We start from the raw sequence: 19,771 nt of genomic DNA, 5'->3' as shown, positions 1-19,771 counted from the left end.
CCACCGGATCCGGGCCCCGCCCCCGACCCGGGGCCGCCGACACCACCGGCGCCGACACCACCCGATCCGATGAATCCGCCGCCCGTGCCACCGACTCCGACGCCACCAAACCCGTACCCTCCGGATCCGATCCCGCAGATCTGACGTCGGCTGCCCCGAACTTCGGAGTTCAACCGCCGAGTTCGGCGATCATCTCGCTCAACGATTCTGCGGCGATACGTAGTTCACCTTCGTCGGGGTTGTCGGGTGAGGACGGTAGACGTTCGGCCAACTGCTCGCGAGTGACAAGCGAGATACCCTCGAGACCGAACCCTTCTTCATCGGGGACGTAGATCTCGATCTCGCCCCCGACCGCTACCAGTTCCGAATGGGGGCCACTGCCCAGCAGTGCACGCAGGTGTTCGGTCGTCACGGTCATATGGTTCACGTGAAATCTCCTGCTTCGGTGACAGCTGACTTTGCCGGTATGGACTCGACGTGACGTACTGGCTCGACGTGACGCACTACCCCCTACTGAGTACCCCTCGCGGGTGAGCAGGAAACGACAAGTACATGAACAACGACTTCCCGAAGGAAACGCACACCATGAGTGAACAGAATTCCACCGACCGCACGGATCAGACGGACGAGCCGCAGACCACCGGCACCGACCACGGTCCGGGAACCGGCTCCGACACCGCGCCCAAGGACGTTCAGACCGATCCGTCGGGCGAACGTACGTGGGCCGACGAGGGCGGAGCCTCGAGCACCGGCCCGGCGACTGACACCGACTGATCCCGGAAGGTCTGAACCATCGGGACCAAGGTCCCGTGGGCCGACGCTCACGGGACCTTGAAATCCGTACGGATCTAACGCTTTTCACCTGGGTTTTCGCGATGCGGTAAGGTAGGCACTCAGCACGGTTGAGTACCCAGCCGTTGAAGACGAGCACGGTTCGTGCGTTGCTTCCCGTGCCGTTTCCCGGTTTCGAACGAAACCGTTTCGAACCAGACCGTTCGAACGAACCGTTTCGAGCAATCCGTCAGGAGTTTCGATGAACGAGTTTTCGAGAACTACAGATGAGCGTACGGACAGTCCCCCCACCTTCACGACGACCTGTGCCGAAAACATTCAGTCGCTCGTGGTCAGCGGCGAGATCGACGTCCGGTCCCGAGCTGATTTCGCTGCCTGCGTCGACGACCTGATCGGTGAGCGACACCCGTTCGTACTCGACTGCTCGGACGTCCAGTTCATCTCCGTCGGAGGTCTTTCCATCATCGAGACTCTGTCGGCCAAGGCACGGAGGCTCGGAGTGCCGTGGACGCTCGTCGCAGCGCACCCTGTCAGGCGTCCGCTGTCTCTTCTGAAGATGGACACCGACATCGTGTACACCGATTCGACAGCCGATGCAGTCGCGTACCTGTCCTCGACCTCCGTCCTGGACGAGACCCTGGCGGAGCCGATGTCGGCGTGAGTACCGATCTCGAAAAGCTCTCCGAATTCGTCGTCGTCGCAAACCGACTGCCGGTCGATCTCGAAACCGACGAAGACGGAAGCAAGAACTGGAAGCGAAGTCCGGGTGGGCTCGTCACTGCGCTCGAACCCATCCTGCGACAGCGGGATGGCGCCTGGGTCGGCTGGCCGGGGGTCGCGGACGAGAAGGTCGATCCGATAGTGGTTGACGGCCTTCGTCTGTTTCCCGTCGAGCTGACCTCTCAGGACCTCGCCGAGTACTACGAGGGGTTCTCCAACGACACGTTGTGGCCGCTCTACCACGACGTTCTGGTGGCTCCGACGTTCGAGCGGTCGTGGTGGCACACCTACGTCGCGGTCAACCAGCGGTTCGCCGAGGAAACCGCGCGTTGCGCCGCGGACGGAGCGACTGTCTGGGTGCAGGACTATCAGTTGCAACTTGTGCCGGCGATGCTGCGCGAGCTGCGGCCGGATCTGACGATCGGGTTCTTTCTTCATATCCCGTTCCCTCCGGTCGAGCTCTTCATGCAGCTTCCGTGGCGCAAGGAGATCGTCAGGGGAATGCTGGGCGCCGATCTGATCGGCTTCCACTTACCTGGTGGCGCAAACAATTTCCTGTTCTTGGCCCGCAAACTTCTCGGCCTCAAGACGACGACCGCGGGCGTCGGTGTTCGAAGTGCGCTCGGGCATGTGGATTTCGATTCTCGCGTCGTCAAGGTGGGCGCCTTTCCCATCTCCGTCGATTCTGCCGAACTCGAGCGCCAGTCGAAAAGCGATTCGGTCCTGCGTCGCGCGCGCGAATTGAAGGAAGAGCTGGGAAATCCCGAGAAAATCTTGCTGGGAGTCGACCGGCTGGACTACACCAAGGGTATCGACCTGCGGCTTCAAGCCTTGAAGGAACTCCTCGACGAGGACCGTCTGGATCCGGAGAAGTACACGATGGTGCAGCTCGCGACGCCCAGTCGTGAACGCGTGCAGCACTATATCGACCTGCGTAGCGTCATCGAAGAGCAGGTGGGCCGCATCAACGGTGACCACAGTCAGATCGGCCGCCCCGTCGTTCACTACCTGTATCAGCCGGTCGACCGTGAAGAACTGATCGCACTGTTCGTCGCTGCCGACGTCATGCTCGTGACGCCGATGCGCGACGGGATGAATCTGGTGGCCAAGGAGTACGTGGCCTGTCGTGGCGACCTCGGAGGTGCTCTCGTTCTCAGCGAGTTCACCGGTGCCGCAATGGAATTACGACAGTCATATCTGGTCAACCCGCACGATTTGGACGGCGTGAAGAATACGATCCTGACCGCGGTTCATCAGGATCCGAAGGAAGGCCGTCGACGTATGGCTGCGCTGCATCGACAGGTCATGACACACGATGTGCATCAGTGGGCCGAGTCGTTCCTGACTGCGCTTGCCCCACCTGGACCGCTTCCGGACGATCAGTTCCTCACGGAGCGTGAGTCGAACTTTGCGCGCAACAACTGACCCCCACGGGCTTGCGTCAGTGCGCTCGGAGACTCGAGCTAGGATTGGTTTCAGTTCATCGTCAAGCAGCGGCTGCGAACTGATCTCCTCGACATAGCCGTGCAATGCTGCATCGGCCCAGAAAGACAGGCCGACCATGCCCCTCACGATGAAGTACTCCGAAACCTACAACGACGCTCTCATTGCGCTCGCTGCCGCTACTCATCGGCCGGCCAACGTGGTGAACCTGTTCGGCGAGTACGCCATTCGTGTTGACCTCGAATACAACCGGTTCCTTCTGGCGACCAATACCGCGGCTGGACTCTCCGATCGACCCGACAACGGAGAATCATGGCTGGTGCGGTTCTTCCAATCCGAGAACACCGACACTCCGGATCGCCTCCTCGCGGAGGCGTCGCATCAATGGTTGGTCGATGCTTTGGACGCCGCGCTCGAACAGATCGCAGCGGCAGGGAACAAAATCTCCGCCGACGCGGACTTCGGCGACCCTACCCGCACCGAAACTCCATCCTGAACGGCATCGTCTCGAGCAGCACCACTAGTCCCCCTCGGCGGTCAACTGGCTGATTCGAGCCGCTAAGACTGCATTCTCGGCCTCGAGGGACAGAATCAGACGAATACCGACGAGATTGACTCCGTCGTCGATCAGCGCGGTGATTCGTCCGAGCGTATCCAGGTCGGCCTCGCTGTACCGGCGCGTACCGCCATCGGTGCGGGTTGGTGTGAGCAAGCCCCTTCGCTCGTAAAGGCGCAGCGTCTGAGGTCCTACCCCGGACAGTTCAGACATCACTGAGATCCCGTACACGCCGCGCAGCGCCCGGGTCTGGGATTCCGACGTCACTGGAACCTCCTAGTTCGGTGTCGGCTGTCTCAATCGGCGTCACCCGACCTTAGCACCATCACGCAGTGAATCTGACGCCCAGGACATAGATTCAAGCGTGTCCAGGACCACTGACAACAAGAATCGTCGAGCAGAAAAGGCATGAAATGGCAGATCAAAGCCGATTTCGACAAGATTGCACAATGCGCTTTCCTTCGCCCGCGAATCGAAGTAGCCTTGCCAATTATCTACATCGGCTGATATAGATTTTGTAGCACCTGAAAGCGCCATAACTGGAGCTCGAAGGCGCAGAACACCCAGACGTCGGAGTCGGTGGTTCAGCCGACTCCCTCACGGCACACTCTTCACCGGGAGCAAGATGACGACGATCGACATCCCGCCCACACAGGGCGAGAGCACCACCGGCATCGGAATCACTGTCGCAAGTGCGACTTTGACAACCGAAGAGGTCAAGCGCCGAATCGCGATGATGTACGGCGACCCGGTGACAGAGGAGCCAGTAGCACTCGCGCACTGAACCTGACCGACACGCGATCCGATTGACGATGGCGCGAGACCGCCCCACTGGAGGGCGATCCCCATCAAGACGAGAGGAAAACATATGTCCGAGTTCACCGTACCGGGACTGAGCAGCGCAGACGGTTCGTCCGTCGCCGATATTCTGCAGGAACGCCTCAGCGCCTACAACGATCTTCACCTCACGCTCAAGCACGTTCACTGGAACGTCGTGGGCCCCAACTTCATCGGCGTGCACGAGATGATCGACCCCCAGGTGGAGTTGGTTCGCGGCTACGCCGACGATGTGGCCGAACGTATCGCGGCACTGGGTAACTCGCCCAAGGGCACTGCGGGAGCAATCGAGCGCGATCGAACGTGGGACGACTACTCCGTCGGCCGAGACGACGCTCGTGCGCACCTCGCTGCGCTCGACCTCGTCTACACCGGGATCATCACCGACAGTCGCACCGCAATCGACAGCGTCGGCAAGATCGATCCGATCACCGAGGACATGTTGATCGGCCAGACGGCGCAGTTGGAAAAGTTCCAGTGGTTCGTTCGTGCTCACCTCGAGAACTCGGGTGGCAGCCTCGTACACGAAGGCGCGTCCACCGAGCAGGATGCCGCAAATGAGGCGCGTCAGAACTGACACACCGTCCGCGGTTTCGGCCGATCGGGGGTCGGCCGAAACCGCACTCCCCACAACAGGAAAGGGCAAGAGCATGTCTGCGGACTCGCGCGGCACGTCGACACAAACACGTCGCGAGTATCAGATGTTCGTGTTGCAGCAGCGTTTGTTGTTCGGATCGATCGTGGCAGGCACCGCCCTCGGAGTTCTCGCGATCACCTACTTCTGAAATATCAGGGGCCGCAACCGTCGAAGACAGGACAGAAACGACACAATCATGAGTTCGAGCACTCTCCGCTCGATCGTTCGTAGCGATCGATTTGCGGCAAGCAGTTCTTCTCTTCTGCTCGTGGACAGCGATTTTCGTATCCAGGGCGCAAACGACGAATACCTTGCCGTATCCGGTCGCAGCCTCGATCAATTGCACCGAGTGGAAGTGTTCGAAGCCTTCCCCGACAATCCCGACGACTCGTTTGCCGATGGAATCTTCTCGTTGACAGCGTCATTCGAGCGCACGATGCGGTCCCGAACTCGGGACGCACTGCCGACTCAGCGTTACGACGTGCGCGACGAGCGCGGGAGCGGGATGTTTGTCACCCGCTATTGGAATACGGTGAATTCCGCCGTCACCGATGATGACGGCAGGGTCATCGGTGTGCTTCATCGTGTATACGAGGTTCAACGACCGCTGGCTCAGCAGTCCAGTTCGGCGTCAGACGTCCTCACCCGCCTTCGCGCGGAAAATGACGAACTGAGAAGAGCTTTGGATTCTCGGCCCTTGATCGAGCAGGCCAAGGGATTACTGATGGCCGAGCGTGAGTGCTCGGCCGACCAAGCCTTCGACTTTCTGGTCCAGATGTCGCAGGAATGGAACGTCAAGGTGCGCGACATCGCCGGTGGTCTTGTCGCCGCAGCAGAACGACGTGCCGTGGATCGAAAGAATTCCTGACGACCGGGATTCAAAAGTTGTACGGCTGGGTAATGACCGACCAGAGGTACCCCCGAAATCTTCCCCCTCGAGGGAGGAGCCTCGAAGGTCCCGCCGGTTCAGGCCGGGGGGACCGAGCTTTGCCTTAACACCCGACCTGGATCCGCGATCCGAGTCGAGTTCGTCACGCAGCGAAGGGAACGTCCATGTTCATGCGCTCCTACACATCTCCCAGGCCCCTTGCCGACGAGTGGGATTGGCAACTGTCCGGCACCTGCCGCGACACCGACCCCGCTCTGTTCTACGACGACACGAACGAGCGCGGCTCCAGGCGAGCGAAGCGCGAGAGTTCGGCGAAGCTGGTGTGCGCCAGATGCCCTGTCGTGCAGAGATGCCTGGTGCACGCCATCCAGACCGGGGAACCCCACGGAATCTGGGGCGGCATGACGGCGACCGAGCGAGAATCGTTGCGCAAAGCTCGAACTGAACCACTGATCAGTGCCGCGACGAGCTCACGAGAGTAGATAGGAACCTCAGGGCCTGGCCTCGTGGTGCCGCAAACCGTGCGTGCGGCGTCGCTCCTTCATCTCGGCTTCGAAGAGGTGCGGCACTCCGCCTGCCAGCTTGTCGCGCACCACTTTCTCGCATTCACGAAAAAACGACCAGTAGTTCTCGTCGAACTCTTCGACCAACTGGAAAGTCCAGCGCCCCTCGACCACGTTCCGGCCCATCAACTCGCCCTCGACCTGATCGGCCAGGTCGTCGTTGCCGCTGGATCGCAGTAGCTCGACGACCTCGTCGAGCATCAGATCGGCATGCCCTATCAGCTGATGGAAGTCGTACAGAGCACCGCGTGCCCGTTCCACCGTTTCAAGGGCGTTCGACAGCACTCCTGCCGCCTTCACCTCGTCATCAGTGACACCTTCCGGTCGTATGTGTACGGGGATCTGTCTGTCCGAATGGGTGTCCATGAAGCGGCTGTACCCGAACGACGCGAAAATGAAAGATGAGGATTCGGTACGTCCGCACCACAGGTGATGTGTCTCACAATTCATCCTCTAGTTCGGGTAAAGAGGGTTAGTTCGCCGGGCGAAGGGTAATCCAAGGCCATGAATACTTCCGGGGTAGAGATGGCTGGCACGCACGGCCGGTACCGGTCCTTGCCTCGGTCCGCCGGAATTACGCCACATCTACCTACAGGAAGCCCCTTGATCCCTCTGTCGAGTCCGACCGAAACCGAACTAACTCACGACTCCATCGCCTCGCTCCGCGTCCGCGCGTCGTACTCTCAACTTCCCACTCTGCGCGGAATCACCCGAACGGTTGCCAACAACACCGGACTCGATGTCGACGGAACAGCCGACCTTGCTCTGGCGATGGACGAAGTCGCGAGCATCCTCATCGGCCACGCGATACCGTCCAGCGACTTGACCTGCCGATTCGACACCGTCGGCCGCACACTTCGGACTGTCGTGTCCGTGATCGCGCACTCCGAGATACCCGACAAGTCGCACAGCTTCGGATGGTTCGTTCTCGAAGCGCTGGTCGATTCCGTCCGCTTGGAACAGTCGGAAATCGACGCGGACGGTCACATCACCCTGACGATGACGCTTGAAAAGGGCTTGCCCCAGGAGCGTGCGTGACCGCTGTCCCACCGGACAAGAAGGACCAGTACGAAACAGCTGTCGAACTGTTCGTCTCGATGGCCTCGCTTCCGCCGAATGATCCCAGCCGAGAAAAAATAACCACCTCGATCATCGAACTGTGCCTACCCCTGGCCACACACGTCGCTCGCCGATACCAGGGGCGTGGCCAGCCTTTCGAGGACTTGGAGCAAGTTGCTCGCGTCGGGCTCATACAGGCCGTGCAGCGATTCGACGTCGACAAAGGATCGGATTTCCTCTCGTTCGCCGTCCCGACCGTCATGGGTGAGGTTCGCAAGCATTTTCGCGATCACGGCTGGTCCGTGCGAGTGCCTCGTAGCCTTCAGGAACGGCACCTTGCCCTCAACCGGGCGCTCACGACTTTGTCCCAGACGCTCGGCCGTGCACCGACAGTCGCGGAACTCGCCAAGGAACTCGACATCGAACCGGACGAGGTCGAACAAGGTTTGACCGCCGGTAATTCGTACCGAACCACACCGCTCGACACCGCTTCCGCCGGCGACGGGAGTGGTCTGACTCTGATAGACACTTTGGGACAGTACGACGAAGCGATCAGTCGGATCGACAATCACGAAACCCTGCGGCCCGCGCTCCTGGCACTACCGGAGCGCGAGCGCACGATCGTCGTTCTCAGATTCTTCGGCCATCTCACCCAATCCCAGATTGCCGAAAAGGTCGGCATCTCTCAGATGCATGTATCCAGAATCCTCACTCAGTCACTGAAGCAGCTACGCACCGAGATGGGTGAAATCTTCTGAAGGTACGTCTCGAGGATCAGATGTATTCCTGCGCAAGACGTTCCAGCTCGTCTCGATCGATGAGACCGGGCTGGCCGATGTCGAGGGCCTCGAGATACTTGTTGGCGAGGCGGTAATCGTGCCCCCACCGGCCGTGCTCGCCGTCCTGCTCGGTGCGCTGCACACTGGAACCGGGCGGAACCTCGTCCCGCAAACCGTTGGTCTCCGCGCCGATCAGTGTGTCGAGCTTGGTCGAGATGGCCGTGAGTGCATCGCGGTCGTTCATCTGATTCCCTTCGTCCGGTGACGCTGATCTTCCACCATACCGAAGCGTCGAGCCAAAAACATTGCACCGCTTAATATTCGACCTCTCACCTGGACCGATTCACGCCCTCGAGCTACACTGAACGGTACCGAGGTTGAGAATACAGCCGGGGTTGAAGCCACTGGCGCTCGGTTCGCATCAAGGCTCTGGATCAGGTGAGTATTTCCTGCGCACATCTGTACTGTTCATTTCCATTGAGCTCTAAAGCTTTCCACGCCTGGACGCATTCACTTTCCGCGCCGCCAGATCGGTCGTCAGCCTTTCGATGAAAGCACACAGACCGGATCTGCCATGAATCTGAATGAACTCGACCACACACCGATCGATTCCATCGATCCCTCAACACAATTGGGGCCGATCGTGGAAACGCATGGTTTCGCGGCCTGGCGGATAGCGCCCTCGACAGTCCTGATCCGGGTCGACGTCGACCTCGACAAACTCTCCGCCCCAGAACTACGAGAACTTCTCAACTCGTACGCTGCGGAGTGGCCTCGCGTCATTCTGGACTTGTCCAACTCACTGTTCGTCGGTGCGGTCTGCCTCGAACTGTTCGCCGAGCTGAACTCCCGTTCGCGAGCCAACGACTTCCAGTGGGCCGCGATCGGGTCACACCCGCTTCGACGCTTGCTTCGCGCGGCGCGGGCGGAAGAGGAATTCCCGGTCACCAACTCTGTCGAGGGAGCAATGCGCGCGCTCGACGAAGCAGAGAAGTCACTCGAAGCCTCCTGACGCCACGGCTGCCCCGGCGTCGAGCGCCAGGCGCTCGCAGCGACTAAGGTTCGTCGGGCTGTCCGACGAGCTGAGAGAGACCGAGAATGACAATCGCCAAGCGCCTCGATGCCTTGCAACAGAAGCATCCGGCCCTGGGGTTCCCGATAGCGGTCCTCTACAAGTTCCTCGACGATCAAGGTGTTTATCTAGCCGCGCTGATCGCTTACTACGGCTTCGTCTCGCTCTTTCCTCTTCTTCTGTTGCTCTCGACCATTCTCGGCTTCGTGCTGTCGGGCAACCCTGAGCTTCAGCAACAGATCTTGGACTCCGCGCTGCATCAGTTTCCGGTGATCGGTGACGACCTGGGCAATGCGCAACAGATCGGCGGCGGTGTCACGGGTCTGGTGATCGGAATCGTCGGTGGTCTCTACGGTGGCCTCGGTGTCGCTCTGGCTTGCCAGAACGCGATGAACACGGTGTGGTCGGTGCCCCGAAACATGCGACCGGATCCCATCCGCGGGCGTCTCCAAGGGCTACTACTCCTCGGCACGATCGGTCTCGCGATCTTGGGGACCACCGCTGTCTCCAACATCGGCGGTGCGCTTCATCTGGGCGGTTCGTTCAGCTTCCTGCTGACCCTTGCGGTAGTCGTCTTGAATGCGGGCATCTTCATCGTCGCTTTCCGGCTCACCTGCGCCCGCCCGCTCTCGGTAGCCGATGTGGCACCTGGAGCGATCGCCGCTGCTGTTCTCTGGCAAGCACTTCAGTCCTTCGGTGCCCTCTATGTGACCTCTGTGGTGCGGGGTGCCTCTACCACCAATGGCGTCTTTGCCATCGTTCTGGGTTTGTTGGCCTTCTTGTTCCTCGCTGCAGCCTCGATCGTCATGTGTGCGGAAATCAACGTCGTGCGAGTCGACAAACTCCATCCGCGGGCGTTGTTGGCTCCGTTCACCGACAACACCGAACTCATCGAAGGCGATCGGCGCACCTTCGCCGATCAAGCAAAAGCACAACGCGCGGTTCCCCACGAGAACATCCATGTGACGTTCGACGGGCACACCAAACCCGACGATTCGGACTGATCTCGACCCCGATCGAGTTGGGTATTTGGTCCCCTCCTCGGTATCGGGGTGGCATTCTGCGCCGCGAATCCAGATTTAACACAGGTGTTGTCATTTCACGCTGCATCGAAGGGACGAATACATCACAGCAGGTGAACGCGCATAGTTGAACAATCACCTGCTTGCGACGTGGTCCCGGAACGGGACAAAGCCGTCAAATACTGCAACTCGCCATGCATGTAATTGGAGACAGAAAAAGAAGAGCATGGCAGGATCAGGTGTGAGACCGGACTCTCGATGGGAGGGCTCGGCTCGATGGATCCAGGAGAATTTGGTTATGGCTCAGGGCAGTGTCAAGTGGTTCAACGGTGAAAAGGGCTTCGGATTCATCGAGCAGGAAGGTGGCGGACCGGATGTGTTCGTTCACTACTCGGAGATCCAGGGCAGCGGCTACAAGTCCCTCGACGAGGGCCAGAAGGTCGAGTTCGAGATCGGACAGGGCCAGAAGGGCCCCCAGGCTCAGAACGTTCGCGCCATCTGAGTTCGATCCCAGTCTGACTTCAGACTGAAAAGGCTGGACGCTGCACCGCATGGTGCCGGCATCCAGCCTTTTCTTGGTTTCCGGATCGTCTTGGTTCACGGGTCGGGCTTGTTCCGAATTGGCACCGGTTACGTCGCTCTCGCCCGCTTCTTCTTGTGGGAGCTGTCGCAGAACGGCGCGATGCCGGTCCGCCCACATCGACACAATGCAACCGTAGAGCGCTTGTTCTCTATCGGGGTTCCGTCGTCACGGAGCAACTCGAAGTCACCACGCACCAGCAGCGGGCCGTCCGTGCAGGCGGTTATGGTGGTGTTGTTACCGGGAACACTCGGTGTTTCGGCAGATGACGATTCGGGAAACGCGGTCATATGTCCTCTTCAGTTCTCGATTCGGCCACTGGCGTGCCCACTTCCATGCCTGTTCCACAGGCCCGCGGCCCACTGAGCGCCACTCTCGTTTCCATTCTGCGCTCCTCGGCCGATCCGAGGGAGATTACGGCTGCCGCTGACGCGTACGAGGATGCACAGTCCACCGACCTCACCTACGACATTCTTCGTGACGACGACGCTCAGCTGACCCTGACGCTCCTCTACGAGCTTCATTTGCAGGGAATCGAGAACGTCTCGGACAAATGGGAATGGAATCCGGACCTGCTCGCGGTGCGGTCTCGGCTCGAAGAGCGTTTCGAGTCCGCCATCGCGCAACTCGTGGGGACAGTGGAGTCGTCTGGCGACGTCGTGGCCGACCTCTGGTCGATGACCGCCCCCAGTGCAGGCCCCGGTCTTGCGTCCTTCATGGCGAAGGATGCAACGATCGATCAGTTCTCGGAGGTGCTGATTCACCGTTCGCTCAATCAGCTCCGCGAGGCGGATGTGCACACCCTCGGAATTTCGCGCCTCTCCGGTGCCGTCAAGGCCGCCCTCGTCGAAGTGCAGAGCGACGAGTACGGAGGCGGCCGCGCAGAGCGAATGCATTCGCGTCTTTTTGCCGACACCATGCGGGCTGTAGGTCTTTCGGACCGCTACGGCCACTACATCGATTCTGTTCCCGCGGTAACGTTGGCGTCGTTGAATGCTCTCTCGCTCTTCGGTTTTCATCGCCGCCATCTCGGAACGCTGGTCGGGCACCTGTGCGCTGTCGAGACCACGTCTGCGCTGCCGAGCAAACGATACAGCGCAGGACTGCGCCGACTCGGATTCGGTTCGGACGCGACACTGTTCTACGACGAGCACGTGGAAGCGGATTCCGTTCACGAACAGATCGCCGTTCGGGAACTTGCCGGCGGTCTCGCCTCTTCGCAGCCGCACCGCACTGATGACATCTTGTTCGGCGCCGCAGCGTGCCTGGCGTTCGACGATCTTCTCGGCGATCACCTCACATCGAGTTGGGAGAAGGGCAAGACTTCGTTGCGCGAATGATCACGAGTTGTTCGATTTCCTGACCGGTGGTGATCAACCCTCGTGCCTCGAGCATGGTGCGCCTCTCGCGCATCACGGGCCCGAAGGGAACGTACTTCCGGGCTGAAATCTCTACGGCCATACCGTGTTCTTCGAGTATCGCCTCGGTCTTGTCGACCCCACACAGCACCGATTGCAAGAGAAGCAGTGTGCCGCCCGGGACGAGCACCTCGTGAACGGTGGCTGCGATCCTGTCGATGAGGGCGCGTCCGTCCTTGCCTGCGTCCCAAGCACGTTCGATTCCAGCGGTAGGGAGATCATCTGCAAGAGCAGGGACGTACGGCGGGTTGGAGATCACCAGATCGAAGAGTTCGCCGTGCACCGCCTCGGTGAGGTCGCCACGACGGGAGTCGATCGAGGTTCCGTTGAGGATCCCGTTGAGACGAGCATTGGCACACGCTCGGCGAGATATGTCGACCCCGACGACGTGGCCTGCGCCTGCCGCGGATGCCGCGACAGCGAGGGCGCCGGTCCCCGTGCACAGATCCAGCACCCGACTGCGAGCGGTGAGGCGCTCGAACAGCAGCGCATCCGCCAGTAACGACGTGTCGTGTTGCGGTGGATACACACCAGGTAAACGCAGGATCATCATCGGCTCCTCTTTTTCAGGCGACATCGCACATCGCTGCGTGCGGCTACCCAGGAACCTCGGATTTCATGCAACATCGAAGCAAAGACCGCCTGGAACGGTTACATCGCCGCAATTTGCGGAGTAGACCTGAATCATGACAGGCAATGCGGACACCCCACAGGGAGCCGCGGCGTTTGCTTCCGCAGCAGATTCGCTCGACACCCTCGCCGAAGCGATTGCCGGACTCCGGTCCACTCTGAACACGGACGCGCATCTCGACTCCATGCTCCAACGTCTGGCCGAGACGGCGGTCAAAGCGCTGCCGGATGCCGATGCTGTCAGCGTGACGGTGCTGTCCGCCGATGGCCCACGAACTGCTGCATCTACCGCGGACTACCTTTCCGCGATAGACGATGCCCAGCATTCCGCCGATCGTGGTCCGTGCGTTGACGCCGCGCGCACCATGTCGTCGGTTCGGTCGAAGGTGGGTGATCACGACGACAAATGGCCGGAATTCACCGCCGAGGCCCGGAAACAAGGTGTCCGGTCCTACTTGTCCGTGCCGCTCACCATGGGCGAAGGAAGCACCGAACTTCTCGGCGCGTTCAACGTCTACGGATTCGCCTCGACAGAGTTCAAGCCCTTCGACGAAGAGTTGATGAAATTGTTCACCGCCGGTGCGGGCGCGGCGATCGCAGATTCACGACGCTGGCGTCAGGCACACGAGCACATCGAACAGTTGCACTGCGCCATGGAATCTCGTGCCGAGATCGAACAAGCCAAGGGCGTGCTGATCGCCATCCACGGCATCGACGCCGACGAAGCATTCAGCCGGCTCGTTCAGCAATCGCAGCACACCAACGTGAAACTGCACGAGGTGGCCCGGATGCTCGTCGATTCGGTGCGCCACCGCCGGTTCTGAAGATTCTTCGGTGCAAAACCCCGTTTTGCACCCGAAAGCACAGTCGCAAAACCCCGTCTTGTACCCCGCCGGCACATCTCTCAAACGTATCCAGAGATGTTTCACCGAAACAGTTTTCGACCTGCACGGCTGCTGGCGGTCGCGCGGCGGCACCCGTCCGAAATGTGGTTATCTGTTGAGAACCGGGACGAAAGAAGACCCGACCGTACCAGGGTGAGGAAAGGATCGTCACTGTGCCAATCGACCAGGTTCTTGTCGTAGTTCCCGCCCACAACGAAGCCGAAGACCTCCCCAATTGCCTTCGTGCACTCGCAACAGCGGCGTCGGCTTGCGTTGTCCCCGTCCGAGTGGTTGCCGTCCTCGACAACTGTTCGGACGGAACCGCGGGGGTCATCCCCGACGGGGTGGAAGTACTCCGCGTCGAGCATCAGAACGTCGGCCGTTCGCGAGCGACGGGTTTCTCTGCGTTCGGCTCGGATTTGGGGGCCTCAGCGTGGTTCGCCACGACCGATGCCGATTCGGTGGTCGGCCCCACCTGGATTGCGCGCCAATTGGAGTATGCGCGTACTGCGGACGTCGTCGCGGGCACCGTTCGCATCGCAGACTGGGAAGGCCATCCGCACTCCGTTCGCGAACGGTACGAACGTATGTACCACGCACATCCCTATGGTCGACACGGTCACGTCCACGGTGCCAACCTCGGTGTCCGCGCCGATATGTACTGGGACGTCGGAGGATTCTGCGATCTCGAAGAAGACGAGGATGTCGATCTCGTCCGGCGGTTGAGCGAGGCCGGTGCCTGTATCGCGTGGGCAGAGGACATTGCGGTCACCACGTCTGCGCGTCTCGACGGCCGAACTCCGGGCGGCTTTGCCGGACATATCCGTAACCTGGGTGGTACGACCGCCGATAACGAAGAAGCGGAGCTGGCACGATGAAACGACTACACACACTCCTGGACGCAGGTGGACTGTACTTGCCGCTGCCCGGCGGCGGCGCGACGGCCGCACGGTGGACCTCCCTGGCAGAGCTCACACGGGAGAATGTGGTTCTCGGCCGGATGGCTGAGGCTCACACCGATGCCGTCGCGATACTCACCGAACTCGACGGACCGGATCCCGAACCCGGGCAGCTGTGGGGAGTGTGGGCGGCCGAGCCACCCCAACCTGTGGTGAATGCGTCTGAGCACGTGGGGATCTGGACGCTCACCGGTCGCAAGTTGTGGTGTTCCGGCGCCAACACCTGCACGCATGCACTGATCACCGCCTTGGTCGACGGTGTCCCCTCCCTCTTCGCGGTCGAGCTCGGACTACCTGGGGTGCATCCCGTTCCCGATTCGTGGAAGGCCGTCGGTATGGCCGAAAGCGACTCCAGCGCGGTCGACTTCGACATGGTTCCGGCCATACCGGTCGGGACGGCAGGCGACTACCTGAGCCGCCCGGGGTTCTGGCACGGCGCGATCGGCGTGGCTGCATGCTGGTACGGCGGCGCCTGCGGCGTCGCTGATCCGTTGTACGACAAGGCTGCAAGCAGCGAAGACCCCTACGTACTCGCACACCTCGGTGCGGTCGATGCAGCGCTCGCCGCAGCGCGCAACGCGCTCGCAGTCGCGGCGGCCGAGATCGATGCGGATCCCTTCGACGAAAATGCCGAGGCCATGCATCGGGCACTCCGTGTGCGCGCAATTGTCGAGCGCGCCGCTACCGAGACCCTGGATCGGGTGGGACGCGCTCTCGGCGCCGCACCGCTCTGCATGGACGCCGCGCACGCCGCACGGGTAGCCGATCTCACCGTCTACTTGCGGCAGAGTCACGCCGAGAAGGATCTCGCCGAGCTGGGCCGGATTGCAGCCAAGGGGAAACGGCCGTGGTGAACTCGAAACTGTTCGCGCAGAAACCTGTCGACGACGGCGGTACTCCCGAATCGACATGGCGGGAGTGGGGAAGAAGTTTTCCGGAACTGGATCTCACCGGATGCTCACGATTGATCATCGTCGCTCCCCATCCCGACGACGAAATACTCGGTCTGGGCGGAACCGCTCTTCTGGCAATACTTTCCGGCATCAGTGTTCAGGTCGTATCTGTCACCGACGGCGGAGCTTCGCATCCCGATTCACCGACCGTGACTCAGCCCGAGATGGAACGCCGTCGACGGTCCGAGTCGGATCGGGCAGCGCGTGTCCTCGGAATTCCCACACCGGTTCGATTGAGCATCCCGGACGGAAAGATCGGCGAGAACCGACAGGAGTTGACCGACCGCCTCAGCTCGATTCTCGGTGATTCCTCGGCGGATACCTGGTGCGCCTCCACGTGGCGCGGGGACGGCCACCCGGACCACGAAGCCACCGGAGACGCGGCGGCGAGGGCGTGCGCGGACACTGGATCGCGATTGATCGAGTATCCCATCTGGGCGTGGCATTGGGCCGCGCCGGATCATGCGGCAGTCCCGTGGGAAAGAGCACGAAAGGTGACCTTGCCCTCCGACGTTCAGGCTGCGAAATCTGCTGCCACCAATGAGTTCACTTCACAGATCGCTCCGCTTTCCGATCATCCCGCGGATGCACCCATCCTCCCCCGCCACGCGATGGAACGATTACTGAGGCCGTACGAGACGGTGTTCGTATGAGCGATCGTGAACTCCCCGCGGATTACTTCGCCAAGATGTATGCCGCACAGTCCGACCCATGGGATTTCGAATCCCGCTGGTACGAGCAGCGGAAGTACGCACTCAGTGTCGCTATGCTCCCGAAACCTCGATACCGTCGCGCATTCGAACCGGGGTGCTCGATCGGGGTTCTCACCGAGAAGTTGTCCGAGCGCTGCGACAGCGTTCTCGCCACCGACATCGTCCCGACCGCACTCGAGAGCGCTCGAGCGAGGCTTACCGGACATGACTCCGAATTTCGGCTCTGGGCGTTGGGTGACGACTGGTCCGACGAAACCTTCGACCTCGTCGTCATCAGCGAAGTCGGCTACTACCTGACCTTCGAAAAGCTCATCGAGGCAATGCTGCAGGTCGTCGAGCATCTCGAGCCTGGCGGAACGCTGCTGTGCGCCCATTGGCGTCACGTCGTACCGGAGTACCCGCAAAACGGTGACGCCGTTCATTCGGCTGTGCGCCAGACGCCGGGGTTGGCGCAGTTCGCGTCGTACCAGGACGAGGACGTGCTGATCGATGTCTTCGTGAAGGGTCCGCCGTCACCACCGTCGGTAGCTCGTTCCGAAGGTCTGATCTAGTAGACCTGTGCGCGGTTGAGGAGTGTGGGGACTCCTCGACCGCGCACGGGGGTCAGTCTCGCTGCTCCAACGCGAGGTCCGTATCCGACTGCAGTTCACCGACTTCGGACTTCAGGATCCGCATCGACCTGCCGAGGCCCCGGGCCGCGTCGGGCAGCTTCTTCGAACCGAACAGCACCACGAGCACTACTGCGACGATCGCCCAGTGAGTCGGGCTGAGCGCGCCCATCAGGCGGGTTCCTTGCCGTCGGGGTACACCGCATCGACCTCTACCTCGACGAGCCAACCGGCAACGGGCAGTCCGGCAACCTCGAGGGCGAAGCGGGTGGGCCGGGCGCTGTTTCGCTCGATCGGAGCGATCGGCTCGGCCGTGCCCATCGGCACCAACTCGGTGTCACCCGTGTCGAGATTGGTGTTGGCGAAGAACTGCCGGTACGCGCGATTCCATCCGGTGTAGTCGGCCTTGTCCGATCCCGGCGCGTTGTCGAGGAAGACGCGCATCGTCACGACGTCTTCGAGACTCAATCCCTGAGCTTCGAGGTTGTCGCGGATCTTCTTGAGTACATTGATGCCCTGCGCCTCGGTGACGGTGACACCGGTCGGCAGAACACCGCCGGAGAACTGACCGTCGATGTACGACTCCGGCGAACCTTCCGGCGCCGCCTTGTTTCCTGCCGACGGACCGATGCCGCTGGTCTTGTAGATTGCGGTGTCGCCGCCGATCGCGACGCCCTGAGCGATCATCGGGTTTGCCTGCCCCGCTTCGAGAATCGATTTCGAGACGAACGAACTCGATGTGGTCTCGGCGTCCGCCTCGTCAGACGAGCAGGCAGTGGCGAAGCCCAGTAGCGTAGTGGCGGCGAATGCCGCTGCAAGGACCTTGGTTCTGCGAGATTTCATGATGTGACCTCCAGAGAAAGTGATGGAAAACGAAGCACGTCAGGCAGTTTGCGCAACACGCTGATGCAGGTGGGTCACGACGTCCTGCGCGGACGTGAAGGCCCCGTGCTGCCAGGCGATGGCATTGGAGAGGTGATCGCCGGCGAAGTAGATCCGGTCGACGGGTTCGAGCAGCTTGGTGTACTCGGGAGTTGCCATGCCGCCGTGGGAATCTCCCGCGCCGGCCCATGATGCCCAGGCGGATTCCGAATACTTGGTGCGACGCCAGCTTCCGGAGAAGGACGACGAGATGTCGCGAGTGTATTTGTCGCCGTGGATTTCTGCGCCTTCGGCGATGGCCTTGGCCAGCCGCTGACGGTGGGTGAGCGATTCGAAAGCCTGTTGACGCTTACCCGAGCTGTAGTACGCGACGACGACGCCGCGGTCGGAGTTGTAGTGGTCGTAGGGGAACATGATCTGGGAGATGTCGCGGTCGGTGTTGGACGCGCCGCCGTAGATGCGGTCCTCGGTCTCCCACCACCGACGCGAGTATTCGATACCGAGCTTGCCCGACGACGACGGCTTGGCTGCATCCAACGCGAGCAGGATGTCGGAGGGCAGGTTGTTGTTCAGCCGCTTGATCAGGTGCGGTGGGATCGTGCAGATTGCGTAGTCGGCGGTGATCGACTTGGATTTGCCGTCGACGACGTAGTCGACGGTGACGCCTTCCGGCACGTTCTTCATGCCGCTGACTTCGGCGCCGAACTCGATGTTGTCCATCCCGATCGCGTCCTGGAACTTGTAGTAGATCCGGTCCATGCCGCCGACGGGGGTCATCATCGTCATGGCCTGGTCGTAACCGAACTCGAAGGAGAATGCACGCCCGATGCCGCCCTGGATGACATCGCTCATCCCGAATGGTTCGATCTCGGTTCCGAAGTTGAGGCCGGCGCCCGGCTCCGCGGAGTGCCCTCGACGCGAGGATCCGACGTAGCGGCCGTCACTGGAGAGATCACCGAAGTCGGTGAGGAAGGACGAGAGTGCTTCTTTGTCTTCCTTGCTCAAGACCTGGTCGAGAGCGCCCTGATTGGTGGCCTTCTGCAGCAGCTCGGACATGTATCCGTAGGTGTCGGCTTTGGCTGCTCGGTAGGTTATCGACTGATTCGCCAGCGGCTTGTTGCCGGTGTAGTTGACGAAGGTGTTCGCGTTCTGGTTTCCGAACATCTGCAGTTCGACGCCCAGTTCGCGGCAGTAGTCGATGGTGTTGTGATTTTGCGGAATACGCGTCGCACCGAGGTTGTAGAAGTGCCCCTCGGAGAACGAACAGGTCTGTGTCTCACCGTTCAGGTCGGTTTCTTCGGTGCCGTTGCGGATCGACCACACCCGACCACCCGGGCGGTTGCGTGCTTCGAGGACGGTGACCTTGTATCCGGCCTTCTGCAGTTCGTAGGCGGAGCACAGCCCGGACGGTCCGCCGCCGAGGATCACGACGGAGTGATTTCCCTTGACCTTTCCGATCAGGTCACCCGCAGCAGGTGCCTGAAATCGCCTCGGCGTCGACGCCACTGCCGGCGCCAGGCCGATGGACGACATAGCACCGAGTGCCAGGCCGGCGCCGCCGGTGATTCCCAGGCTGCGCATGAAAGATCTACGTGTGTATGGCATTCGAGCTCCCCAGTGTGCTCCCGGTGACCCGGGTGGTTGGTGTTGAACACAGACTTCAGGAGCGTTGGGTCCGGAACTTGACGCGCAGGAAACAGTCGGTGGGGACCGAGTGAGAAACGTGCGAGCGTTCGCATCTTGCTCTCTCACCCGAGTGCGATCAGCGGAAGCAT

The 19,771-nt window shown here is 61.1% G+C and carries 29 protein-coding genes; 20 read left to right on the top strand and 9 right to left on the bottom strand.

All coding sequences use genetic code 11. From position 1 onward, the window contains the following. Positions 1–169: 169 nt before the first annotated feature. Positions 170–418 (bottom strand): hypothetical protein, encoded by a 249-nt coding sequence (locus AC1Q61_RS25600; RefSeq protein WP_007726566.1) that lies wholly within the window; start codon positions 416–418, stop codon positions 170–172. A gap of 167 nt (positions 419–585) precedes the next feature. On the opposite strand from AC1Q61_RS25600, the gene AC1Q61_RS25595 reads away from it, so the two are divergent. The 4 genes from AC1Q61_RS25595 (at position 586) to AC1Q61_RS25580 (ending at position 3,451) form a co-directional block, all read left to right on the top strand. Beyond that, positions 586–774 (top strand): PI-type proteinase, encoded by a 189-nt coding sequence (locus tag AC1Q61_RS25595; RefSeq protein ID WP_136472457.1) that lies wholly within the window; start codon positions 586–588, stop codon positions 772–774. A gap of 259 nt (positions 775–1,033) precedes the next feature. Then, positions 1,034–1,453: an STAS domain-containing protein gene (locus AC1Q61_RS25590; RefSeq protein ID WP_007726563.1), complete on the top strand. Its 420-nt coding sequence runs from the start codon at positions 1,034–1,036 to the stop codon at positions 1,451–1,453. Then, positions 1,450–2,937: an alpha,alpha-trehalose-phosphate synthase (UDP-forming) gene (locus AC1Q61_RS25585; RefSeq protein WP_003943632.1), complete on the top strand. Its 1,488-nt coding sequence runs from the start codon at positions 1,450–1,452 to the stop codon at positions 2,935–2,937. Before AC1Q61_RS25590 ends, AC1Q61_RS25585 begins: the two co-directional genes overlap by 4 nt. Positions 2,938–3,073: 136 nt before the next feature. Then, on the top strand, positions 3,074–3,451 hold the full coding sequence (locus AC1Q61_RS25580) for a hypothetical protein (protein WP_007726560.1): 378 nt from the start codon (positions 3,074–3,076) through the stop codon (positions 3,449–3,451). Between the two features lie 24 nt (positions 3,452–3,475). On the opposite strand, the gene AC1Q61_RS25575 is transcribed toward AC1Q61_RS25580, so the two are convergent. Further along, on the bottom strand, positions 3,476–3,778 hold the full coding sequence (locus AC1Q61_RS25575; RefSeq protein WP_003943719.1) for a MerR family transcriptional regulator: 303 nt from the start codon (positions 3,776–3,778) through the stop codon (positions 3,476–3,478). A 358-nt stretch (positions 3,779–4,136) separates the two neighbouring features. Here AC1Q61_RS25575 and AC1Q61_RS25570 point away from each other — a divergent pair, with 358 nt between their 5' ends. From AC1Q61_RS25570 to AC1Q61_RS25550, 5 genes are all read left to right on the top strand, one after another. Further along, positions 4,137–4,295 carry a hypothetical protein gene (locus AC1Q61_RS25570; protein ID WP_003943664.1) on the top strand — a complete coding sequence of 53 codons (159 nt, stop codon included), beginning with the start codon at positions 4,137–4,139 and terminating at the stop codon, positions 4,293–4,295. An 84-nt stretch (positions 4,296–4,379) separates the two neighbouring features. Beyond that, complete coding sequence (locus AC1Q61_RS25565; RefSeq protein WP_003943731.1) at positions 4,380–4,925, top strand: Dps family protein; 546 nt, start codon at positions 4,380–4,382, stop codon at positions 4,923–4,925. 73 nt (positions 4,926–4,998) lie between these two features. Then, entirely contained in the window at positions 4,999–5,133 is a 135-nt protein-coding gene (locus AC1Q61_RS25560) for a hypothetical protein (protein WP_256082897.1), read from the top strand. A 48-nt stretch (positions 5,134–5,181) separates the two neighbouring features. After that, the gene (locus tag AC1Q61_RS25555; RefSeq protein ID WP_042925720.1) at positions 5,182–5,853 is read left to right on the top strand and encodes an ANTAR domain-containing response regulator; all 672 of its coding nucleotides are present in this window, start codon (positions 5,182–5,184) and stop codon (positions 5,851–5,853) included. 191 nt (positions 5,854–6,044) lie between these two features. Beyond that, entirely contained in the window at positions 6,045–6,356 is a 312-nt protein-coding gene (locus tag AC1Q61_RS25550; protein ID WP_277921635.1) for a WhiB family transcriptional regulator, read from the top strand. Between the two features lie 9 nt (positions 6,357–6,365). On the opposite strand, the gene AC1Q61_RS25545 is transcribed toward AC1Q61_RS25550, so the two are convergent. Beyond that, entirely contained in the window at positions 6,366–6,803 is a 438-nt protein-coding gene (locus AC1Q61_RS25545) for a hypothetical protein (protein WP_039972685.1), read from the bottom strand. A 237-nt stretch (positions 6,804–7,040) separates the two neighbouring features. Between AC1Q61_RS25545 and AC1Q61_RS25540 the strand changes: the two genes are divergently transcribed. Both AC1Q61_RS25540 and AC1Q61_RS25535 read left to right on the top strand, forming a co-directional pair. After that, positions 7,041–7,475 carry an ATP-binding protein gene (locus tag AC1Q61_RS25540; protein ID WP_003943620.1) on the top strand — a complete coding sequence of 145 codons (435 nt, stop codon included), beginning with the start codon at positions 7,041–7,043 and terminating at the stop codon, positions 7,473–7,475. Then, entirely contained in the window at positions 7,472–8,254 is a 783-nt protein-coding gene (locus AC1Q61_RS25535; protein ID WP_003943639.1) for a SigB/SigF/SigG family RNA polymerase sigma factor, read from the top strand. The genes AC1Q61_RS25540 and AC1Q61_RS25535 overlap by 4 nt, the downstream gene beginning before the upstream one ends. Before the next feature lie 16 nt (positions 8,255–8,270). Here the strand turns inward: AC1Q61_RS25535 and AC1Q61_RS25530 are convergent, their stop codons facing one another. Then, on the bottom strand, positions 8,271–8,519 hold the full coding sequence (locus AC1Q61_RS25530; protein WP_003943680.1) for a hypothetical protein: 249 nt from the start codon (positions 8,517–8,519) through the stop codon (positions 8,271–8,273). A 330-nt stretch (positions 8,520–8,849) separates the two neighbouring features. Here AC1Q61_RS25530 and AC1Q61_RS25525 point away from each other — a divergent pair, with 330 nt between their 5' ends. The 3 genes from AC1Q61_RS25525 (at position 8,850) to AC1Q61_RS25515 (ending at position 10,871) form a co-directional block, all read left to right on the top strand. Beyond that, entirely contained in the window at positions 8,850–9,287 is a 438-nt protein-coding gene (locus AC1Q61_RS25525) for an STAS domain-containing protein (protein ID WP_042452313.1), read from the top strand. A gap of 86 nt (positions 9,288–9,373) precedes the next feature. After that, positions 9,374–10,351 (top strand): YihY/virulence factor BrkB family protein, encoded by a 978-nt coding sequence (locus AC1Q61_RS25520; protein WP_003943713.1) that lies wholly within the window; start codon positions 9,374–9,376, stop codon positions 10,349–10,351. Positions 10,352–10,667: 316 nt separating this feature from the next. Continuing rightward, positions 10,668–10,871: a cold-shock protein gene (locus AC1Q61_RS25515; RefSeq protein WP_003943666.1), complete on the top strand. Its 204-nt coding sequence runs from the start codon at positions 10,668–10,670 to the stop codon at positions 10,869–10,871. A 128-nt stretch (positions 10,872–10,999) separates the two neighbouring features. Here AC1Q61_RS25515 and AC1Q61_RS25510 read toward each other — a convergent pair whose 3' ends face one another. Beyond that, positions 11,000–11,239 (bottom strand): CDGSH iron-sulfur domain-containing protein, encoded by a 240-nt coding sequence (locus tag AC1Q61_RS25510; protein ID WP_003943717.1) that lies wholly within the window; start codon positions 11,237–11,239, stop codon positions 11,000–11,002. Here AC1Q61_RS25510 and AC1Q61_RS25505 point away from each other — a divergent pair, their 5' ends adjacent. After that, entirely contained in the window at positions 11,240–12,289 is a 1,050-nt protein-coding gene (locus tag AC1Q61_RS25505; protein WP_042452317.1) for an iron-containing redox enzyme family protein, read from the top strand. It begins immediately after the preceding gene. On the opposite strand, the gene AC1Q61_RS25500 is transcribed toward AC1Q61_RS25505, so the two are convergent. Then, complete coding sequence (locus AC1Q61_RS25500; RefSeq protein WP_042452318.1) at positions 12,246–12,944, bottom strand: HemK2/MTQ2 family protein methyltransferase; 699 nt, start codon at positions 12,942–12,944, stop codon at positions 12,246–12,248. The genes AC1Q61_RS25505 and AC1Q61_RS25500 overlap by 44 nt on opposite strands. Positions 12,945–13,053: 109 nt before the next feature. On the opposite strand from AC1Q61_RS25500, the gene AC1Q61_RS25495 reads away from it, so the two are divergent. The 5 genes from AC1Q61_RS25495 to AC1Q61_RS25475 all read left to right on the top strand — a co-directional run bounded on the left by AC1Q61_RS25495 (position 13,054) and on the right by AC1Q61_RS25475 (position 17,057). Then, a complete protein-coding gene (locus AC1Q61_RS25495; RefSeq protein WP_003943624.1) occupies positions 13,054–13,821 on the top strand; it encodes a GAF and ANTAR domain-containing protein in 768 nt (255 codons plus the stop codon). 233 nt (positions 13,822–14,054) lie between these two features. Beyond that, on the top strand, positions 14,055–14,759 hold the full coding sequence (locus tag AC1Q61_RS25490) for a glycosyltransferase family 2 protein (RefSeq protein ID WP_042452319.1): 705 nt from the start codon (positions 14,055–14,057) through the stop codon (positions 14,757–14,759). Then, on the top strand, positions 14,756–15,694 hold the full coding sequence (locus AC1Q61_RS25485) for an acyl-CoA dehydrogenase family protein (RefSeq protein WP_047269036.1): 939 nt from the start codon (positions 14,756–14,758) through the stop codon (positions 15,692–15,694). The genes AC1Q61_RS25490 and AC1Q61_RS25485 overlap by 4 nt, the downstream gene beginning before the upstream one ends. Then, the gene (locus tag AC1Q61_RS25480) at positions 15,688–16,446 is read left to right on the top strand and encodes a PIG-L deacetylase family protein (protein WP_003943643.1); all 759 of its coding nucleotides are present in this window, start codon (positions 15,688–15,690) and stop codon (positions 16,444–16,446) included. The genes AC1Q61_RS25485 and AC1Q61_RS25480 overlap by 7 nt, the downstream gene beginning before the upstream one ends. After that, on the top strand, positions 16,443–17,057 hold the full coding sequence (locus AC1Q61_RS25475) for a class I SAM-dependent DNA methyltransferase (RefSeq protein ID WP_042926398.1): 615 nt from the start codon (positions 16,443–16,445) through the stop codon (positions 17,055–17,057). The genes AC1Q61_RS25480 and AC1Q61_RS25475 overlap by 4 nt, the downstream gene beginning before the upstream one ends. A 52-nt stretch (positions 17,058–17,109) precedes the next feature. On the opposite strand, the gene tatA is transcribed toward AC1Q61_RS25475, so the two are convergent. From tatA to AC1Q61_RS25460, 3 genes are read right to left on the bottom strand one after another with little or no spacing between them, the layout of a single operon-like run. Next, positions 17,110–17,286, bottom strand: a complete 177-nt coding sequence (gene tatA / locus AC1Q61_RS25470; RefSeq protein WP_003943732.1) for a Sec-independent protein translocase subunit TatA — start codon at positions 17,284–17,286, stop codon at positions 17,110–17,112. Beyond that, positions 17,286–17,957 carry a Rid family hydrolase gene (locus AC1Q61_RS25465; RefSeq protein ID WP_047269035.1) on the bottom strand — a complete coding sequence of 224 codons (672 nt, stop codon included), beginning with the start codon at positions 17,955–17,957 and terminating at the stop codon, positions 17,286–17,288. Before AC1Q61_RS25465 ends, tatA begins: the two co-directional genes overlap by 1 nt. Before the next feature lie 39 nt (positions 17,958–17,996). Then, positions 17,997–19,577: a flavin monoamine oxidase family protein gene (locus tag AC1Q61_RS25460; RefSeq protein WP_007726538.1), complete on the bottom strand. Its 1,581-nt coding sequence runs from the start codon at positions 19,575–19,577 to the stop codon at positions 17,997–17,999. Between the last annotated feature and the right edge of the window lie 194 nt (positions 19,578–19,771).

This window comes from Rhodococcus sp. MPR-R1B, from assembly GCF_058793255.1.
This window is presented reverse-complemented; position numbering and strand designations above follow the sequence as displayed.

Coding starts and splice junctions, on each gene's coding strand:
- AC1Q61_RS25600 (WP_007726566.1), bottom strand. CDS start 418: ATGACCGTGACGACCGAACACCTGCGTGCACTGCTGGGCAGTGGCCCC.
- AC1Q61_RS25595 (WP_136472457.1), top strand. CDS start 586: ATGAGTGAACAGAATTCCACCGACCGCACGGATCAGACGGACGAGCCG.
- AC1Q61_RS25590 (WP_007726563.1), top strand. CDS start 1,034: ATGAACGAGTTTTCGAGAACTACAGATGAGCGTACGGACAGTCCCCCC.
- AC1Q61_RS25580 (WP_007726560.1), top strand. CDS start 3,074: ATGCCCCTCACGATGAAGTACTCCGAAACCTACAACGACGCTCTCATT.
- AC1Q61_RS25570 (WP_003943664.1), top strand. CDS start 4,137: ATGACGACGATCGACATCCCGCCCACACAGGGCGAGAGCACCACCGGC.
- AC1Q61_RS25565 (WP_003943731.1), top strand. CDS start 4,380: ATGTCCGAGTTCACCGTACCGGGACTGAGCAGCGCAGACGGTTCGTCC.
- AC1Q61_RS25560 (WP_256082897.1), top strand. CDS start 4,999: ATGTCTGCGGACTCGCGCGGCACGTCGACACAAACACGTCGCGAGTAT.
- AC1Q61_RS25555 (WP_042925720.1), top strand. CDS start 5,182: ATGAGTTCGAGCACTCTCCGCTCGATCGTTCGTAGCGATCGATTTGCG.
- AC1Q61_RS25550 (WP_277921635.1), top strand. CDS start 6,045: ATGCGCTCCTACACATCTCCCAGGCCCCTTGCCGACGAGTGGGATTGG.
- AC1Q61_RS25545 (WP_039972685.1), bottom strand. CDS start 6,803: ATGGACACCCATTCGGACAGACAGATCCCCGTACACATACGACCGGAA.
- AC1Q61_RS25530 (WP_003943680.1), bottom strand. CDS start 8,519: ATGAACGACCGCGATGCACTCACGGCCATCTCGACCAAGCTCGACACA.
- AC1Q61_RS25525 (WP_042452313.1), top strand. CDS start 8,850: ATGAATCTGAATGAACTCGACCACACACCGATCGATTCCATCGATCCC.
- AC1Q61_RS25520 (WP_003943713.1), top strand. CDS start 9,374: ATGACAATCGCCAAGCGCCTCGATGCCTTGCAACAGAAGCATCCGGCC.
- AC1Q61_RS25515 (WP_003943666.1), top strand. CDS start 10,668: ATGGCTCAGGGCAGTGTCAAGTGGTTCAACGGTGAAAAGGGCTTCGGA.
- AC1Q61_RS25510 (WP_003943717.1), bottom strand. CDS start 11,239: ATGACCGCGTTTCCCGAATCGTCATCTGCCGAAACACCGAGTGTTCCC.
- AC1Q61_RS25505 (WP_042452317.1), top strand. CDS start 11,240: ATGTCCTCTTCAGTTCTCGATTCGGCCACTGGCGTGCCCACTTCCATG.
- AC1Q61_RS25500 (WP_042452318.1), bottom strand. CDS start 12,944: ATGTCGCCTGAAAAAGAGGAGCCGATGATGATCCTGCGTTTACCTGGT.
- AC1Q61_RS25495 (WP_003943624.1), top strand. CDS start 13,054: ATGACAGGCAATGCGGACACCCCACAGGGAGCCGCGGCGTTTGCTTCC.
- AC1Q61_RS25485 (WP_047269036.1), top strand. CDS start 14,756: ATGAAACGACTACACACACTCCTGGACGCAGGTGGACTGTACTTGCCG.
- AC1Q61_RS25475 (WP_042926398.1), top strand. CDS start 16,443: ATGAGCGATCGTGAACTCCCCGCGGATTACTTCGCCAAGATGTATGCC.
- tatA (WP_003943732.1), bottom strand. CDS start 17,286: ATGGGCGCGCTCAGCCCGACTCACTGGGCGATCGTCGCAGTAGTGCTC.
- AC1Q61_RS25465 (WP_047269035.1), bottom strand. CDS start 17,957: ATGAAATCTCGCAGAACCAAGGTCCTTGCAGCGGCATTCGCCGCCACT.
- AC1Q61_RS25460 (WP_007726538.1), bottom strand. CDS start 19,577: ATGCGCAGCCTGGGAATCACCGGCGGCGCCGGCCTGGCACTCGGTGCT.